The following is a 17,406-nucleotide window of genomic DNA, read 5'->3' as shown; positions in this document are numbered from 1 at the left end:
TCCTACGGGCGCTGCTCCTTCACGCGCGACACGATCTGCGTCGGGCTCACGAACTGCAGCGCAATCAATACCCAGATCAGCGTGATGGCCATATAGATCATCGCCATCGCGTCGATCGATTGCGGCGCACGCACGCCTGTTGAAAATACAGCGTAGTACAGCGCGACGACCAGAGTCTGCGTCGCCGGTCCCGCCGTAAAGAACGTCAATTCGAACATGCCGATGGTGCGCACCAGCACCAGCAGACCCGCAGCAAGCATGCCCGGCACCAGCAGCGGCAGCAGGATGTGGCGGAAATAGCGAAACGTGTTCGCGCCGAAGATGCGCGCCGCCGATTCCAGATTCGGATCGAGCTGTTCGATGAACGGCGTCATCACGAGAATGACGAACGGCAGCGCGGGCACGAGATTCGCGAGAATCACGCCGCTCAAGGTGCCTGCGAGCCCGATCTTGTACATCACGGTCGCCATTGGAATGCCGTACGTGACGGGCGGCACCATCAACGGCAGCAGGAACACCAGCATCGCGAAACGCTTGCCGCGAAACTGCACGCGCGCCAGCGCGTACGCAGCGGGCACGCCCAGCAGAATGGACAGCAGCACGACGGCGCCGACCACCTCGACCGTCACCCACAAGACGGCCGCGAGCTGGAAATCGTTCCATGCCTGCGCGTACCAGTGCAACGTGAAGCCCTGCGGCAGCAGCGTGCCGAACCAGCGCGTCGCAATCGAATTGACCGCGACCGTCGCGATCAGCAGCACGATATTGAGCAGGAAGAAAATCATCGCGCCCCAGACGAGCGCCTTATACACGCGATCGCGCAGACTGACGTGCGGTTTCATCGATTTCACCGTTTGCCCTTGCGGCGCAGCGGGCCACGGATGCGCAACTTGATGATCGGATGGCATCAGCCCTTACCTCCCGTCGCCGGTCCAACATAGAAGAAGCGGCGCGCGCCGAGCATCGCGGCGACGATCACCAGTTGCACGAATCCCATCACGATCGCAATCGCCGACGCCATCGAATAATCGTAGTTCTCGAATGCTGCCTCGGCAGCGGCGATCGACATGACGCGAGTCGGACCCGCGGGCGCGCCCAGCAGCACCGCCGACGGAAACACCGAAAACGCCTGCACGAACGACAGACACGCCGCCATCGTCAGCCCCGGCACGAGCAGCGGCAGATAGATCCGACGGAACTGCTGCCACGGATTCGCGCCGAGCGTCGCGGCGGCGCTCGCCAGCGTCGGGTCGATGCCCGTCACGTACGACAGCGTCAGCAGGAACGCGAACGGAAAGCCCGACACGACGAGCGAGATCAGCACGCCCCAGAAGTTATGCGTAAGGCGTACTTCGTCGGTATAGAGATGCAGCCCTTGTAGTGCTTGCGGAAACCAGCCGTTCGGACCGAAGTATGTGAGCATGCCGTCTGCGATCAGCACGGTGCCGAGCGTGACAGGAATCACGAGCAAGGTCGTGACGAACTTCTGGTACGGCGACGGTCGGCGCAGCGCGAACGCCACAGGCACCGACACGCCGACGTTGATCAAGGTAGCGGGCACGGCGAGCTTCAGCGTGACGATGATGGTCGGCCACATCGACGTGTCGCTGAAGAACTTCGCGTAGTTCGCCCACATGCCGCCGCCTTCCATCGGGCTGAACGACAGCGCGAGGCCATAGACGAACGGGTAGACAAACAGCGCGAGGATGAACAGCAAGGCGGGCGACACGAGCCACGCCTTGCCGTCGCGCGGCGCGACGGGCGCCGATGCGGCCGGGGGCGTCAAGGTGCTCATGACGGCTCTCCATCGTAGACCAGCGTGCGCGACGGCGGCACGCACAGCGTGACGCGCTCGCCTTCGGCAAACTCGCCCGCGACGCGCGCCCATAGTTCGCCGAACGCGCTCTTCACGCGGATCAGCGAATCGCGGCCGCCGTATTCGACAGTCGTGACCTGCGCGTCGAACGCATTCCCGGAACCGGGCGCGGCGCGCTCCATGTCTTCGGGCCGCAGCGCGACGGACACGCGCTTGCTGTTGAAACCTTCCATGGCCATGCCGGTCAGGCGCACGCCGTTCGCCTCAACGGCCACGCCTTCGCCCTGCGTGCCTTCGAGCGTGAACGGCAGCACGTTGCGATAGCCCATGAAGCGCGCGACGTGCAGATTCTTCGGACGTCCGTAGACTTCCTTCGGCGTCGCGACCTGCTGCACGACACCCTCTTTCATCACGACGATGCGGTCGGCCATCGACAGCGCTTCGTCCTGGTCGTGCGTCACGTAAATGGTCGCGCGGTCCAGTTGCGTATGGATGCGGCGGATCTCGGCGCGCATTTCGATGCGCAGCTTCGTGTCGAGATTCGACAGCGGCTCGTCCATCAGGATGAGCGGCGGCTCGATCACGATGGCGCGCGCAATCGCGACGCGCTGCTGCTGGCCGCCCGACAGCTGGCCCGGAAGTTTCTTTTCATGGCCGACCAGTTGCACGAGCTGCAGCGCTTCGCGTGCGCGCTTCACCGTCTCCGCCTTGCCGACGCCGCGCATCTTCAGGCCGAAGCCGACGTTGTCGAGCACCGACATGTGCGGAAACAGCGCGTAATTCTGGAACACCATGCCGAAGCCGCGCTTTTCCGGCGGCAGCACGTCGATACGTTTTTCATCGAGCCAGATGCCGCCGCCCGACAGCGGCTGCAAGCCGGCAATGCAGTTGAGCGCCGTCGACTTGCCGCAGCCCGAAGGCCCGAGCAGCGCGATGAATTCGCCGCGGCGGATATTCAGGTCGAGGCCCTGCAACGCGGCCACCGGGTGCCCTTCCGTATTCACGAAACTGCGGCAGACCGATTCGAGGCGCAACTGTTCAAAGTGATGCTTCATGATCGCTTCCCTACGATGTTGCATGGCCGCGCCGGCATGCGGCGCGCCGTCACAAGCTCAGGTCGCAAGCTCAGTCACGAACGCCGTCGCGCGCGAGGCCGAACACGCCGACGCGCACGCGAGGCGCAGCATCGGCAGTTCCGCTTTGCACGGCGACGGGTACGCGTCGGTATGCGCTTACTTGGTCTTTTGCGCGCCCACTTCGCGGTCCCACTTCTGGAACGCCGCCACCATCGCCGCCGCGCTCAGCGGCTGGACGTGCGGACGATCGGCCAGCAGTTTCGCGTATTCCGGACGGCCGAATTTCTTCAGCACTTCCTGGCTGTGCTCGGGCGCCTGCGCTTCCGTCACGCCCTTGATGGCCGGGCCCGGATAGAAGTAGCCGTCGTCATAGGTCATGGCCTGCTGGGTCGGCTCGAGCATGAAGTTCATCAGCTTGTAGAGGATGTCGAGCTTTTCTTTCGGCACACCCTTCGGAATCACCATGTAGTGGGCGTCGTTGACCCACGTCATGTTGTCGAACGCCTGCACCTTGAATTCGGCGGGCACGATGCCGAGCGCGCGCGGGTTGATGTCCCAGCCCGTCACGGTGACCGTCATGTCGCGCGTGCCTTCGCCCAGTTCCTTCATGACAGCCGACGTGCCGCCCGGATAGTAAGGAATGCAGTCGTTCAGCTGCTTGAGAAACGCCCAGGTCTTGTCCCAGCCGTTGACGGGGTCCTTCGGATCTTTATCGCCGAGCACGTACGGCAGGCCCATCAGGAACGTGCGGCCCGGGCCGGAATTGGCGGGACGCGCGTAGATCAGCTTGTTCGGATGCGCCTTGCACCATTGCAGCAGCTGGTCCGGCGTCTTGGGCGGATCGCTGACCTTGGCCGGGTTGTACTCGATCAGCGGACCGGCCGGCATATAGGCGACTTCGAGGCCGAAGCCCTGCGCGACGTCCTGCATCTTGCGCGGGCCGGGCGCGTATTTGTCGAGCACACCGGGGAACTGCGCGTTGTTGTCGGGCAGCAGCTTGACCCACAGGTTCTGTTCGATACCGGCGGCGAGCGCGTCGGTGCCCGTCAGAACGAGGTCGATATCGGAACGGCCGGCTGCCTGCATCGCCTTGATCTTGCCGGGCAGTTGCGGCGCGGGTGCGTTCGTGTAGGTGATGTTGGAAACGAGATTCGGGTACTTGGCCTTGAAGGCTTCGAAGCCCTTTTGCGTCAGTTGAAGATCGCCGGCGACGTCGACGATGTTGAGCGTGACTGGATCGGCCGCTCGTGCCGATTGTGCGAACCCTGCGACGGCAGCACCGACTGCCACGCACACTGCCGCTACCCTAACTGACAACTTGCCAGAAAAAGCCATTTCGTCTCCTCGCCTCTTGGTATGGAACGCCCGCCGACGGGATGCGGCGGTGACGCACTACGGGCTGCTAGTGAGTGAAACATAACGAACGGGCGCACATGATGTCAAGCAAATTCTAGCCTGACGCCTGCACTGCCGAGCAGGCTTTCAGATTCTTAAAGTCCTTTTATGGTAAGGATTTCAGCCGATTTCAGCGACTCGTCCGTTCGACATAGGGAGAACACCGAGAGGCCACTTGTTAGGCAACTTTGCCGCGTCGGGTGTCAGCCGCCGCGCACGCCTTGCGTGTTCACATAGAGCGAATACAGGCCGTGACTCGCCGCCATGAAGAGGCGGTTGCGATGCCTGCCGCCGAAGCAGACGTTCGCGCAGCGCTCCGGCAGCGCGATATGCCCGAGCGCGTCGCCTTGCGGCGAAAACACGCGCACGCCGTCGAGTTCGTCAGTGCCCATGCCCCAGCCGCACCAGAGGTTGCCGTGAATGTCGACCCGAAAGCCATCGGGCGTGCCCTGCTGCGCGTCGATCAGCACCCGGTTGTTCGTCAGCGACCGCCCGTTGTCCGCGACGTCGAATGCACGGATGGTGCGCGGCTTCGAACGCGATTCGACGATGTACAACACGGACTCGTCCGGCGAAAACGCGAGCCCGTTCGGTCCGATCACCTCGTCGCACACCATCGTCACTTCGCCCGTCTGCCCGTCCACGCGATACACGTTTTGCGGCAGCTCCGGCTCCTGCTTTTCGCCTTCGTAGAAACTGTCGATACCGAACGAGGGATCGGTGAACCAGATGGAGCCGTCCGATTTGACGATCACATCGTTCGGCGAATTGAAGCGCTTGCCTTGATACGCGTCGGCGATCACCGTGATCGAGCCATCGTACTCGGTGCGCGTGACACGCCGCGTCAGATGCTCGCAGCTCACGAGCCGCCCTTCGCGGTCGCGTGTGTTGCCGTTCGCATTGTTCGACGGCCGGCGAAACGGCGTCACCGCGCCCGTTTCTTCGTCCCAGCGCAGGATGCGATTGTTCGGGATGTCGCTCCACAGCACATAACGGCCGTCGCCGAACCAGACGGGCCCTTCGGACCAGCGCGCGCCCTGGTACAGGCATTCGACGGAAGCCGATGCGAGGCGTAATGCATCGAAGCGTGGATCGAAACTGCGGATGGAGGGATCGGGATAGCGTCGGGAGTTCGGGTGGCTGAGTTCTGTCATGGCGCTGTCAATGCAAACGCCGGGCGTCGAGTCGATCGACGCCCGGCGTGTTGCCGTCGTTGCTGGTTATTGTTGGTTACGTTGTCGTGAAACTGCGCGCATCAAGCCTGCGCGGGCTTGCCGTCGCGCAGGCGCCAGAGCTTCAGCGGATTCTCGTCGCGCAGCGATTGCGGCAGCAGATCGGCGGGCAGATCCTGGTAGCAGACGGGACGCAGGAAACGCTCGATGGCCATCGCGCCGACCGACGTCGCGCGCGGATCGGATGTGGCCGGGAACGGCCCGCCGTGCACCATCGCGTACGACACCTCGACGCCCGTCGGAAAGCCGTTCGCCAGAATGCGGCCGGCCTTGCGTTCGAGCGTGGGCAGCAGACGGCGCGCGATGTCGTAGTCCTCGGGTTCGATCTGCAGCGTTGCCGTCAACTGTCCTTCCAGGTACTCCGCCACCTTCACCATTTCGTCAATGTCGTCGCACGTCACGATCAGCGACGTCGGTCCGAAAATCTCGTCTTCGAGTTCGGCCGAGGTCAGAAACTGCATCGCGGAAGTCTGGAACAACGCGGGTAACGCCGCGCAGGTCGCATCCGACGACGTGCCACGCGCGATGCTCTGCACGCCGCGCTGTTCCGTGCGATGCGAAACGCCATCCTGGTAGGCGTTGGCGATGCCGGGCGTGAGCATCGTCTGCGCGCTCTTTTGCGCGAGCGCCTTCGCGGCGGCGTCGATGAACGTCTGCTTGTTCGGTCCTTCGAGAATCAACACGAGACCAGGATTCGTGCAGAACTGTCCGACGCCGAGCGTCACCGATTCGATAAAGCCCGTTGCGATCTGCTCCGCGCGCTTCGCGAGCGCGCCCGGCAGCACGAAGAACGGATTGACGCTGCTCATTTCGGCAAAGACGGGAATCGGCTCGCGGCGCTTCTGCGCGAGATTCACGAGCGCGAGGCCGCCCGCACGCGAACCCGTGAAACCGACCGATTTGATCGCGGGATGCTGGACGAGCGCTTCGCCGATCTCGTTGCCCGCGCCGACCACGAGCGAGAACACGCCTTCGTGCAGACCGCAATCGGCAACCGCTTTCTGAATGGCGCGGCCCACCAGTTCGGACGTACCCAGATGCGCCGGATGCGCCTTCACCACAACGGGACAACCCGCCGCCAGCGCGGATGCCGTATCGCCGCCAGCCACGGAAAAGGCCAGCGGGAAATTGCTCGCGCCGAAGACGCCGACGGGACCCACGGGAATCTTCTGCAGACGCAGATCGGGACGCGGCAGCGGGCTGCGGTCCGGCTGAGCGGTATCGATCGTCGCGGCGAGCCAGCGGCCCTCGCGCACCAGCGACGCGAACAGCTTGAGCTGCCCGACCGTGCGCGCGCGTTCGCCTTCGAGCCGCGCCTTGGGCAGCGCGGATTCCGCCTGGGCGCGCTCGATCAGCGTATCGCCAAGACCGAGAATGTTTTCCGCGATCGTCTCCAGGAAATGCGCGCGGATTTCGAGCGACGCTTGACGATAAGTGTCGAACGCGAGCGCGGCCAGCGTGCACGCGCGGTCCACTTCGACCGCGCCGCCCGCGCCGAACTCGGGTTCGATTTCCATGTTGTGCGCCGGGTCGAACGCGCGCAGCGTGCCCTTGGTGCCGCGCACCTCCGACGCACCGATCAGCATGTCTCCGGTAATCTGCATGTCCAGCTCCTGTCGATGGCCGCGCGGCGGCAACGCATGTCGCGTCGCGCGGCCTGGAATCCAAATAGTGAGTAGTGTGCGACGTCACGAATGAGCGGACGATTCCGCGAGACGGCGCTCGAATCCGAGCGAAGCCGGCGTCGCAACACTGATCTTCGCATGATGCGCCCTTCGTTCGCTGCGTGGCTGTTCGCCTTCGCTCAAAGGCACTCGGCGATGGGGGGGCGCATACGCGACCGCGTACTTCGCAGCATCCAGTGTGCCCTTCTCGCAGCGGCTATGGACATCGCGAAATCCCTCACGAGCCGCTTGGGCAAGTTAGCATTGCCTCGCCAATGTTGTCAAACAACTTCAAGCGTAACACGTGCACATGCCGTTCGCATGAAAACGATTTTCATCGTACAAATGAACGCAGAGCGTGTTGCGCTGCGAATCGGCCTTTAAAAAAGCTCGTATGACAACGGCTCGGAAAACGAACCGTTTCAATCAAACGCTTCGTAATGTATTCCGATTTTCAAGACCTGACCGTATTTAATACCGATTCAAAACCGCACAATAACCTTTTCGAAGTGAGGGTTTAATTGAGGCGCTGCATGTCAGAGCAGGAGCGGATTTGCGGCATTTGATGGAGAATTGCGCGAATGCAATTAAATGGCGCCCTGGCGCGACTCGAATTTGAGCCGGAAAATGAAACGGACCAAAAATTCTCTATCACCATCTTGTATTAACCAGCGAATAATAGTGATAAATTGATGCGCAACAAGATCATGAGTAACCGCAGCATCGGCATGGCGATGGCCCGCTCCGCTGCGCACCTCGAGAGATAGCACCTTGCCGCAACATTTCATTGAGCAGATGTCGCCGTTGCTGGAAGCGGCGGACGATGTCACCTGGTTTCGCGAAGTCTCCCGACTCGCGGACGGCTGGGGCTTTGACCGGGTGCTGGTCGGCATTCTTCCGCGACCGGGGATGCGGCTCGAAGATGCGTTCATCCGCAGCACGTATTCGCCCACCTGGCGGCAGTTCTATAACGAGCAAGGGTTTGCGCACATCGATCCGACCGTCACGCATTGCATGACGAAGTCGTCACCGCTCATCTGGTCGCCTGATCTGTTCGACACCAATCCGGCGCAAACCATGTACGAAGAAGCCCGCGCGCATGGCTTGCGCGCAGGCGTGAGCCTGCCCATTCACGGGCCGAGGCAGGAATCGGGTCTGATCTGCTTCGTCAACGATCACAACCCGAGCGACGAGTTCTGGCGTCATCTCGATGTCGTGCTGCCCAACCTGGTGCTGTTGCGCGACCTCGTCATCGACACGAGCCAGCCTCACCTGAACACGCACACACAAGCTTTGGTGCCAAAGCTCACGCCGCGGGAGCAGGAGTGCCTGAAATGGACCGCGCGCGGTAAGTCCACCTGGGAAATTTCGCACATTCTCAATTGCTCGGAAGCCGTGGTGAACTTCCACCTCAAGAACATTCGCACGAAATTCGGTGTGAACTCACGGCGCGCGGCGGCCGTGATTGCTACGCAGCTCGGCCTTATTGATCCAGGTTGATGAGCTCACGCGCTTCCGGGTTGTGCAGAACCTTCTCTGCCCTGCCCAGATCGCCGTCCGTGACCGTCTTCGTGAAGTAGAGGCCCAGCAGGATCGACACGGGTGCCGGAATCTCCGCGCCCGATTCGAAGCGGCTGCCGCGCGACTGCGTCACGCCGAAACGCGCCCAGAACTGGCGCTGGCTTTCTTTCTTTTTCTTGCGGTACGCGATGATCAGAACACGGTCCACCCCGGACGAAGTGTCCGGATTACGGCTCTGCGCGGTCGGTTGAACGTTTGCGTGAACGCCCGATTGCCAATGATTTTGAAGTTCCATGATGTTTTCCTGGTGATTGGCTGCCCTCATCTCAATTTTGTAATCTTCAGACGCAATCGCCACCTATCCAGGTGAGTAGGTGTTTTTTCTATCCGAAATGCATACGTTTTCCTGCGTACCGCACCCACGTAAGGAGCACACCATGCATACGGCGATTCGGATTGGCACACGGCAAGAGTTCGACAACACGCACATCAACGAGATGTATCGACTGCGCGCCCGGGTCTTTCGCGACCGGATGGGATGGGACGTTCCGACCATCGCGGGTATGGAGATCGACGGCTACGACGCGCTGGGCCCGTACTACATGCTCATCCAGGACGGCGAGCGGCAGGTGCGCGGCTGCTGGCGCCTGATGCCCACGGAAGGCCCGAACATGCTGAGGGACACGTTTTCGCAGTTGCTAGACGGCCACGACGCGCCATTCGGACGGCATATTTGGGAATTGAGCCGCTTCGCTATCGAAACGGATGGCGAGCAAACGTTTGGCTTTGCAGATTTGACGATGCACGCGATCCACGAGCTGGTGACGTTCGCGGACCGGATGGGCATCACCCGCTACGTGACGGTGACGACGCTGGCGATCGAGCGGATGCTGCGGCGCGCGGGCATCGAGGTGACGCGGCTGGGGCCGCCCGTGAAGATCGGCGTTGAACGCACCATTGCGCTCGACATCACCGTCGACGCGATCCGCGCCGCGGTCTGCAAGCCGATGCCTGTCGCGGCCTGACGTTTGAAACGCCGCGCCTCGCCTGATGCGTTTTAACCGCGCCGGAACGTGATGTGCGAAATCCGGCGCACGAGGAGCGCGGCAGCCAGCGCCGCACAGCCCGTCAGCACGACGCCGATGTGAATCGACTGCACGAGCACGTGACGCGCCGCGTCGAACAACGCCGGGCCTTCGAGGCCCGCGCGTTTCAGTTCGATCAGCAGCGAATCGCGCAGATTTTCGTCGACGAGAATACGCGGATCGGCGAGCTTCGGACGCCACGCCGACGCGACGGATTCGCCGAGCACGCGCAGCGACTCTTCCACGCCCGACGCATAGCGCCGGTTCACGATCGTCGCGACGATGCTGGTGCCGAGCATCCCGCCTACCATGCGCGTCGACTGGAGCAGCGCCGTGGTGATGCCGAAGCGCTCGCGGCCGGCGATCTCCTGACCGAACACATTCAGGTTGTTGAGAATGAAGCCGAGGCCAATGCCGACGGCCGCCATCGAGAGTTCGAGGTACAGATGCGGCGTCGCCGGCGTGGCGAGCGCAATGCCGGCCGACGCGGCCACCAGCAGGCTGAAACCGATCGTCAGAATGGCAGTGGGCCGCGACATGTGAATCACGATGCGCGTGTTGATCATGCTGCCGAGCGCGATACACGCGGCGATCGGCGTCGCCAGCAGGCCGGCCTGCTGCGGCGTCAGCCCGAAGCCGCCCTGCAGCAGCAGCGGCGCGAAAAAGATCAGCGAAAACATCACGAAGCCCGACAGCACCGACAGCGTGAACAGCGTCACGAGCTGCGGATCCTTGAACAGGTCGAGCGGCACGATGGGATGTGTCGCGCGCCGCTCGCAGACCAGCAGCGCAGCCGCGCCGACGATCACCAGCGCGGCGAGGATCAGGTTGGCTGTCGTGAGACCGTCCTTCGGCACGGCTTCGATGAAGGTCTGCAACCCGCCGAGCACCAGCGCCACCAGCACGGCGCCCGTCCATTCGATGCGCACGTCGCCCGTGCGCTCGCGCCGGTAATACGGCAGGTGCGCCCAGATGAAGTACAGCGCAAGCGCGCCGACGGGCAGGTTCACGAGGAACGTCGAGCGCCAGCCGAAGTTCTGGCTCAGCCAGCCGCCCAGCGACGGCCCCGCCGCCGTGCCGATTCCGTAGGCGGCCGCCAGCACCACCTGCCAGCGCACGCGAGTGCGCGGATCGGGAAAGAGATCGGGGATCGACGCGAACGCCGTGCCGACCATCATGCCGCCGCCGACGCCCTGCAGGCCGCGCGCGAACACCAGAAACGGCATGCTGCCCGCGAGGCCGCATAGCGCCGACGCCACCGTGAAGACGATCACGGCCGTAATCACGAAGTATTTGCGGCCGAAATAGTCGCCTAGCCGCCCGAACACGGGCACCGTGACCACGGACGCGAGCAGATAGGCGCTCGCGATCCATGCGTAATACTCGAAACCATGCAGTTCGACGACGATCGACGGCAACGCCGTGCTGACCACCGTCTGATCGAGCGCGACGAGCATGTTGACGAGGCCGATGCCGAGCATGGCCAGGAGTGCGTCGCGAAAAGGCAGAGGACGGGAAGGATTCACTTCTTTGCGATGCGGCGCGTCATGCGCGGCATTTTCAGATGAGGGGAAAAAATGAAACGGGCCGCGTGTGAAACGACGCGGCCCGGCGAGGCGGGATAAGACGTCAGGAGCCGAACATCCGGTCGCGCGCGTGCTCCAGATGCGCGCGCATGGCCTGTCCGGCCGCCGCAGGGTCCTTGCGGCGGATGGCTTCGAGCACGGCCAGATGTTCGGCCTGCACGAGCCGCTGGCGTTCGAGCGTCTTCACCAGCGACAGATTGCGCGACAGATTCATGCTGAACACGATCTGCTCTTCGATGAACGACATCATCGTGATGAAGAACTGGTTCTTCGACGCACGCGCGACGGCAAGGTGGAACGCGAAGTCGTCCTTCGCGCCGATGCCCTGGGTTTCGATCACGCGCTCCAGTTCGTCCCACGCGTGCTGGATCGCAGCGATGTCGTCGGCCTCGGCCATCTGCGCGGCCAGTTCGGCGCCGCCCGACTCCGTCACGATCCGGAAGTCGTAACAGCGGCGAATGTCGGAGAGCGTTTCCAGCGGCGCGAAGCGGCGCACGTCCGGGTCCGGCCGCCGCGCGACTGTCGTGCCCGAGCCGTGCCGCGTGACGATGATGCCGTCCGCGCGCAGCCGCGCCAGCGCCTCGCGCACCGTGGGCCGCGATGTCTCGAAACGCTCGGCGAGCGCATGCTCGGTAGGCAGACGCTCGCCTTCCTTGTATTCGCCTTCGAGAATGCGGTTGAGGATGTCGCCGTAGATCTTGTCCGGCAGACCAGTCGGTTTGCGCTCGTTCATCGTCGAGAAAAGCGGCTTGTCAGAATAGATTGGAATTGTAAGGCAAATAATGCGCGCCAACTTGCAAAATCGAGCGCTGTTTGGGCGGAAAAGCACGTTGCCGCGCGCGTGCCGCCAGTATGAACGACCCGGCGCTCGACAGCAAAATTTGATAAATCTTTGATTGACATCTGCGTGTCCGCTGCCGAAAAACCGCATTTTTCGCCGATCATTTAAGCTGGAAGCGCAATCCGGACAACTATCCACCGCTTATCATCGGCGGCCCGCACACACGGCCACGGCACGTGACGGCGCGCCGCCTTCAACGGCACGGAGGCTTCATGTACACACGCATCCTCGTTGCAGTCGACGGCAGCAACACCTCGCGCCGCGCGTTCGACGGCGCCCTGAATCTGGCCAGCAAGCTCGGCGCGACGCTGCGCGCGTTCTACGCGGTCGAAAACACGCCAATGTATTTCGACGCGCCCGGCTACGATCCGTCCGTGCTGCGCAACCGGCTCGTCGAGCAGGGCAAGGAACTGACGGTGGAACTGTCGGCGGCGATGCGCGAGCGCGGCGTGTCCGGCGATATCGCCGTCGGCGAAGCATCTTCGCTCGACGACGTGCCGACCCTCGTGCTGCGCGCCGCCGCCGATTTCAACGCCGATCTGATCGTGATGGGCACACATGGCCGCCGTGGCATGCAGCGGCTGATACTCGGCAGCGTGGCCGAGCGCTGCGTGCGCCAGTCGACGCTGCCCGTGCTGCTGATTCCGTCCGCGGCGGGCGGCGGCGATGAGGCCGACGAGCCGAAGGCGTGATACGTCGACAGGCCTGAACGGCACGCGCGAGTGAAGGCGTGACATCGCTCAAGCGCGACTTTCGCGTCGACGCGTCATTTTGCCGCCTGGTTGCACGCGCATCGAGTGGGACAATCGGTTGTCACCCTTAATCAGCCGGCTGGTACCATGCTCAATCCCACCGCAGTTGCTCCCGTTCGCGGCGCCCGCCGCTCGCCGGTTTCCTCCACGCAGCGCGCCGCGCGCAGCACCGCGCGCTGTTCGTCGTGCGCGATGAGGCATCTGTGCATGCCGCAAGGCGTCGCCGCCAACGACATGCCGCAGCTCGAAGCGCTGATCTGCTCGGCGCGCGCGGTGCGACGCGGTGAAGCGCTCTACCGCGCCGGCGACTCCTTCGACAATCTGTACGCGGTGCGCTCAGGGTCGCTGAAAACGGTGATGGCGCATCGCGATGGCCGCGAGCAGGTCACGGGCTTGCGGCTCGCGGGCGAATCGCTGGGGCTGGACGGTATCAGCAGCGACCAGCACGCGTGCAGCGCGGTGGCGCTCGAAGACAGCTCGGTGTGCATCATTCCTTACGCGGCCCTCAAGCATCTGTGCCGCGAAATCAGCTCGATGCAGGAACGGCTGCACAAGCTGATGGGCGAGCAGATCGTCCGTGAAGCCGCGCAGATGATGGTGCTCGGCTCATTGAGCGCCGACGAGCGCGTCGCGGCTTTCCTGCTGGACATCTCGGAACGCAACGCGCAGCGCGGCTATTCATCGGCCGAATTCAATTTGCGGATGACGCGCGAAGACATGGGCAGCTATCTCGGCATGACGCTCGAGACTGTGAGCCGCACGCTGTCAAGATTTCAAAAGCGCGGACTGATCGACGCACAAGGCCGTTTCGTTCACATCGTCGATCCTGACGGCCTGCGCCAGGTCGGCGCAGCGGCAAACGCCTGATTCTGCCTGGCTCTCAACGCTTCTGACGCGCGGCGTCGCATCGTGCGACGCCGATGCGCACCCGCCTGGCACGTCTCCTGCGGCTGCGGTACAGTTTAAGACTGTCCGTCCCATGCAAGAAGCTTGCAGCCTCACGAGGAGACCCGGCGAATGAATCGCGACCCTGCTCCGCACCACCCGCTGGTCCAGCGCCTCATCGACGCGCGCCGCGTCACCGACGCCCTGTTCCCGGTCGTCAAACCCGAATACCTGTATGAACGTCCGATCCGCGAGCGTCACCGCATCGTGTTCTACATCGGCCATCTCGAAGCCTTCGACCGCAATCTGTTCGACGAGCGGCTCTGTCGGCTGCCCGCGTTCGCGCCGGAACTCGACCAGCTGTTCGCCTTCGGCATCGATCCCGTCGACGGCGGTTTTCCGACGGATCAACCTGCCGACTGGCCTTCGCTCGACGCCGTGCACGATTACGCAAAGAAGGCACGCGAGCAGATCGACGAACGTCTGGCGGAATTCGAGTTCGGCGGCGCAGGCATGTCGACAGGCTCGCCCGAACAGCTGATGCACGTTGCCATCGAACACAGGCTGATGCACGCGGAAACGCTCGCGTACATGCTGCATCAACTGCCGCTCGAGATGAAGGCAGCGCCGCCGGGCGCCGTATCGAAAGCGGTACTTGCCCGCAATGTCGAAATGGCGCCGATGGTGCGCGTGTCAGCAGGCGAAGCCGTGCTCGGCATGAAGAAGGAAGACGGGCGCTTCGGCTGGGACAACGAGTTCGGCGAGCAACGCGTGCAGGTCGATGCGTTCGACATCGACCGCTACATGGTGACGAACGCGCAGTTCATGGCGTTCATCGACGCGGGCGGCTACGGCAATCGCACGTACTGGAACGACAAGGACTGGGCGTGGAAGGAAGCGGAGGGTATTGCGCATCCCGTCACGTGGTCGCGAGATGCGAATGGCAAGTGGATGCTGCGCACGATGTTCGACGACGTTGCGCTGCCGCCCGACTGGCCCGTCTACGTGAGCCATGCCGAAGCGGCGGCATACGCGCGCTGGGCAGGCAAGTCGCTGCCAACGGAAGCGCAATGGCAGCGCGCCGCGCAAGGCGTGCCGCATGCGCCGTCGGGCAACTATGATTTCCGCAGCTGGGATCCGCAAGCCGTCGATGCCGCGCCCGACAATGTCAGTGCATTCGGCGTCGAAGGCCAGTACGGCAATGGCTGGGAATGGACGTCGTCGCTGTTCGAGGCGTTGCCCGGATTCGATGCATTCCCGTTCTATCTCGGCTACTCGGCCAACTTCTTCGACGGACAGCATTACGTGCTCAAGGGCGGCTCGGCACGCACCGCGCAATGCATGCTTCGGCCGACGTTCCGCAACTGGTTTCAGCCGCGGTATCAGCATGTGTATGCAGGGTTCAGGTGCGTGCGGGCTGTCTGACGTAGCCGCGATCTGAAACCGCACGCTCTTCCGATGCAGCCCGAAATCCGGCACCGTGCAGCAGCGCGCCTGCACTATCATTTCCGCCAGTCTCACTTGCCGGGATCGGTATGGAACTTCGGCATCTCCGCTATTTCATCGCTGTCGCCGAGCTGCGCAGCGTACGCGCCGCCTCCGAACAGCTGCACGTGACGCAGCCGGCCATTTCGCGTCAGGTGCAAGACCTCGAAGATGCGATCGGCGCGGCGCTGTTTGAGCGCACGCCGCGCGGGCTGAAGCTCACGGCGGCGGGCATCGCGTATCTGTCGGAAGCGCGTGAAATTCTCGCGCGCGTCGATGCCGCGAACCGTCTCGCGCGCCGCATTGCGTCGGGCGTGCAAGGTCATCTGCGCATCGGCTTCGTCGAGAACGCCGCGTGGAGCGGCATCGTCTCGCATGCATTGAGCGCGTTCGAACAGGCGGCGCCCGACGTCGCGCTCGAACTTCAGCCGATGAACACGCCCGAGCAGTTCGACTCGCTTGCCGCCGGAAGGCTCGACGGCGGCTTCTGCTATCGCGTCGGCGCGCTGCCCGAAGGCATCGCGGGCGTGCCCGTGCTCGAGCAGAACGTCGTGCTGGCTGTGCCCGACACGTGGCCGCTCGGTCACGAAGGCCCGATTGCGGCAGCCGAACTCACGGGCAAGCCGTTCATCGCGTTTCCTCGCAACGTGTATCCCGCGTACTACGACCGCCTGATTGCCGCTTGCGCAGAGCGCGGCCTCACGCTCGACATCCGCCAGGAAGCATCGACGGAAACCGCGATTCTTTCGCTGGTGTCGGCGGGCATGGGCGTCGCGATCGTCAACGCGGCGAATCGCGACCGTCCGCCCGCGCGCGTGCGCTTCGTCGAATTGCGGGATCTGTCGGTGCCGCTGCCGCTCGAATTCTGTTTCGCCGAACACGAAGCCAATCCAGCACTGAGCCGATTTATCGAGCAGTTGAAGTAGCAGCAATTCACAGCGATAGCGATGCCTGCAAGGCATCGGCTGCCGCAGAAAACGGCATTGGCCGGGCGTTTTATCGTCGGCGATATTAAAGACAACGAGGCGCCGCCTCGCTCTTTACCGATCGCGCCATGTCCAATCTTCCTTCCCTCATCGCCACCGACGTCGATTTCGAACGCACGGGTTTTCAGACAGGCACGCTGCGGCTGCCGTGGTCGCACGACCGCTCAGCATACGGCCACATTCCCATCCCGCTCGCCGTGCTCAATGCAGGCACGGGCCCGACCGTGCTGCTGACGGGCGGCAATCATGGCGACGAATACGAAGGCCCCGTCGCACTGTTCAAGCTGATGCAACGAATGCCGTCGATGTCGATACGCGGCCGCCTCATCGTGATTCCCGCTTTGAACTTCCCGGCCTTCGTCAACGGCACGCGCACGTCGCCGATCGATCGCGGCAATCTGAACCGGCTCTTTCCCGGCGCGCGCAACGGACAGCCGACCGAGATGATTGCGCATTACATCGAAAACGAACTGCTGCCACGTGCCGATGTCGTGATCGATCTGCACGCGGGCGGCGCTTCGTTCGAACATGCGCCGACGCTGCTCGCATCGCCGCCCGCTCAAGCCGAACACCGCGCGCTGTACGGCGATCTGGTGCGCGCGTTCGGCGCACCGAACACGATGATCATGAATCTGCTCGGCGAAGACCGTACGTTCGCCGCCGCAGCGCAACGGCACGGCAAGCTTTTTCTATGCGGCGAATTCGGCGGCCATGCGGGCTGCGATGCGGCGAATCTGGCGATCGTCGAAAGCGGCTTGCAGCGCGTGCTGCATCGGCTCGGCGTGACGTCGGACGCGCCGCGCTCTACGCCCGCGACACGCTACTTTCGCGTTGAAGGCGCGCAGCACTATGTCTATGCGCCGCATGCGGGCGTGTTCGAGCCCGCGTTCGCACTCGGCGATCAGGTTCGCGAAGGTCAACTAGCGGGACGTCTGTTCGACCCTCACCGTCCGTGGCAAGCGCCCATCGAGATCGCTTTTCGCGGCGACGGCACGGTCATGTGTTTGCGCACTTTCGCACGTGTCGAGCCCGGCGATTGCATCGCGCTGCTCGCTGCCGAAACGCACGCCGGCTGAACGCCA

16 protein-coding genes are annotated in these 17,406 nt (G+C 63.4%); 7 read left to right on the top strand and 9 right to left on the bottom strand.

The window, feature by feature from the left end; translation table 11 throughout:
* Window positions 1–2: 2 nt before the first annotated feature.
* From FRZ40_RS24385 to FRZ40_RS24360, 6 genes are all read right to left on the bottom strand, one after another.
* Window positions 3–908 (bottom strand): ABC transporter permease, encoded by a 906-nt coding sequence (locus tag FRZ40_RS24385; protein WP_147235855.1) that lies wholly within the window; start codon window positions 906–908, stop codon window positions 3–5.
* Window positions 908–1,795, bottom strand: coding sequence for an ABC transporter permease (locus tag FRZ40_RS24380; RefSeq protein ID WP_028370060.1), 888 nt, complete (start codon window positions 1,793–1,795; stop codon window positions 908–910). The genes FRZ40_RS24385 and FRZ40_RS24380 overlap by 1 nt, the downstream gene beginning before the upstream one ends.
* Window positions 1,792–2,871 carry an ABC transporter ATP-binding protein gene (locus FRZ40_RS24375; protein WP_028370059.1) on the bottom strand — a complete coding sequence of 360 codons (1,080 nt, stop codon included), beginning with the start codon at window positions 2,869–2,871 and terminating at the stop codon, window positions 1,792–1,794. The genes FRZ40_RS24380 and FRZ40_RS24375 overlap by 4 nt, the downstream gene beginning before the upstream one ends.
* Before the next feature lie 177 nt (window positions 2,872–3,048).
* A complete protein-coding gene (locus FRZ40_RS24370; RefSeq protein WP_028370058.1) occupies window positions 3,049–4,227 on the bottom strand; it encodes an ABC transporter substrate-binding protein in 1,179 nt (392 codons plus the stop codon).
* Window positions 4,228–4,490: 263 nt separating this feature from the next.
* Window positions 4,491–5,441, bottom strand: coding sequence for an SMP-30/gluconolactonase/LRE family protein (locus FRZ40_RS24365; RefSeq protein WP_028370057.1), 951 nt, complete (start codon window positions 5,439–5,441; stop codon window positions 4,491–4,493).
* Between the two features lie 101 nt (window positions 5,442–5,542).
* Window positions 5,543–7,123, bottom strand: coding sequence for an aldehyde dehydrogenase (NADP(+)) (locus tag FRZ40_RS24360; protein WP_147235854.1), 1,581 nt, complete (start codon window positions 7,121–7,123; stop codon window positions 5,543–5,545).
* 855 nt (window positions 7,124–7,978) lie between these two features.
* On the opposite strand from FRZ40_RS24360, the gene FRZ40_RS24355 reads away from it, so the two are divergent.
* Complete coding sequence (locus tag FRZ40_RS24355; RefSeq protein ID WP_028370055.1) at window positions 7,979–8,683, top strand: helix-turn-helix transcriptional regulator; 705 nt, start codon at window positions 7,979–7,981, stop codon at window positions 8,681–8,683.
* On the opposite strand, the gene FRZ40_RS24350 is transcribed toward FRZ40_RS24355, so the two are convergent.
* Window positions 8,667–8,999 (bottom strand): helix-turn-helix domain-containing protein, encoded by a 333-nt coding sequence (locus FRZ40_RS24350; RefSeq protein ID WP_035543493.1) that lies wholly within the window; start codon window positions 8,997–8,999, stop codon window positions 8,667–8,669. The genes FRZ40_RS24355 and FRZ40_RS24350 overlap by 17 nt on opposite strands.
* 142 nt (window positions 9,000–9,141) lie before the next feature.
* On the opposite strand from FRZ40_RS24350, the gene FRZ40_RS24345 reads away from it, so the two are divergent.
* Window positions 9,142–9,729, top strand: coding sequence for an acyl-homoserine-lactone synthase (locus FRZ40_RS24345; protein ID WP_028370053.1), 588 nt, complete (start codon window positions 9,142–9,144; stop codon window positions 9,727–9,729).
* 32 nt (window positions 9,730–9,761) lie between these two features.
* Here the strand turns inward: FRZ40_RS24345 and FRZ40_RS24340 are convergent, their stop codons facing one another.
* The gene (locus FRZ40_RS24340; protein WP_147235853.1) at window positions 9,762–11,270 is read right to left on the bottom strand and encodes an MFS transporter; all 1,509 of its coding nucleotides are present in this window, start codon (window positions 11,268–11,270) and stop codon (window positions 9,762–9,764) included.
* 148 nt (window positions 11,271–11,418) lie between these two features.
* Window positions 11,419–12,108: a FadR/GntR family transcriptional regulator gene (locus tag FRZ40_RS24335; protein WP_028370051.1), complete on the bottom strand. Its 690-nt coding sequence runs from the start codon at window positions 12,106–12,108 to the stop codon at window positions 11,419–11,421.
* Between the two features lie 320 nt (window positions 12,109–12,428).
* On the opposite strand from FRZ40_RS24335, the gene FRZ40_RS24330 reads away from it, so the two are divergent.
* From FRZ40_RS24330 to FRZ40_RS24310, 5 genes are all read left to right on the top strand, one after another.
* Complete coding sequence (locus tag FRZ40_RS24330) at window positions 12,429–12,908, top strand: universal stress protein (RefSeq protein WP_147235852.1); 480 nt, start codon at window positions 12,429–12,431, stop codon at window positions 12,906–12,908.
* 252 nt (window positions 12,909–13,160) lie between these two features.
* Window positions 13,161–13,835 carry a helix-turn-helix domain-containing protein gene (locus FRZ40_RS24325; RefSeq protein WP_028370049.1) on the top strand — a complete coding sequence of 225 codons (675 nt, stop codon included), beginning with the start codon at window positions 13,161–13,163 and terminating at the stop codon, window positions 13,833–13,835.
* Window positions 13,836–13,985: 150 nt separating this feature from the next.
* Window positions 13,986–15,278, top strand: coding sequence for an SUMF1/EgtB/PvdO family nonheme iron enzyme (locus FRZ40_RS24320; RefSeq protein WP_147235851.1), 1,293 nt, complete (start codon window positions 13,986–13,988; stop codon window positions 15,276–15,278).
* A 110-nt stretch (window positions 15,279–15,388) separates the two neighbouring features.
* Complete coding sequence (locus tag FRZ40_RS24315; protein WP_147235850.1) at window positions 15,389–16,264, top strand: LysR family transcriptional regulator; 876 nt, start codon at window positions 15,389–15,391, stop codon at window positions 16,262–16,264.
* A gap of 128 nt (window positions 16,265–16,392) precedes the next feature.
* A complete protein-coding gene (locus tag FRZ40_RS24310) occupies window positions 16,393–17,400 on the top strand; it encodes a succinylglutamate desuccinylase/aspartoacylase family protein (protein ID WP_147235849.1) in 1,008 nt (335 codons plus the stop codon).
* Window positions 17,401–17,406: the final 6 nt, after the last annotated feature.

This window comes from Paraburkholderia azotifigens, assembly GCF_007995085.1.
Lineage (GTDB): Bacteria > Pseudomonadota > Gammaproteobacteria > Burkholderiales > Burkholderiaceae > Paraburkholderia > Paraburkholderia azotifigens.
The sequence above is the reverse complement of the archived record's forward strand: the minus strand, read 5'-3'. Positions and strand labels throughout refer to the sequence as shown.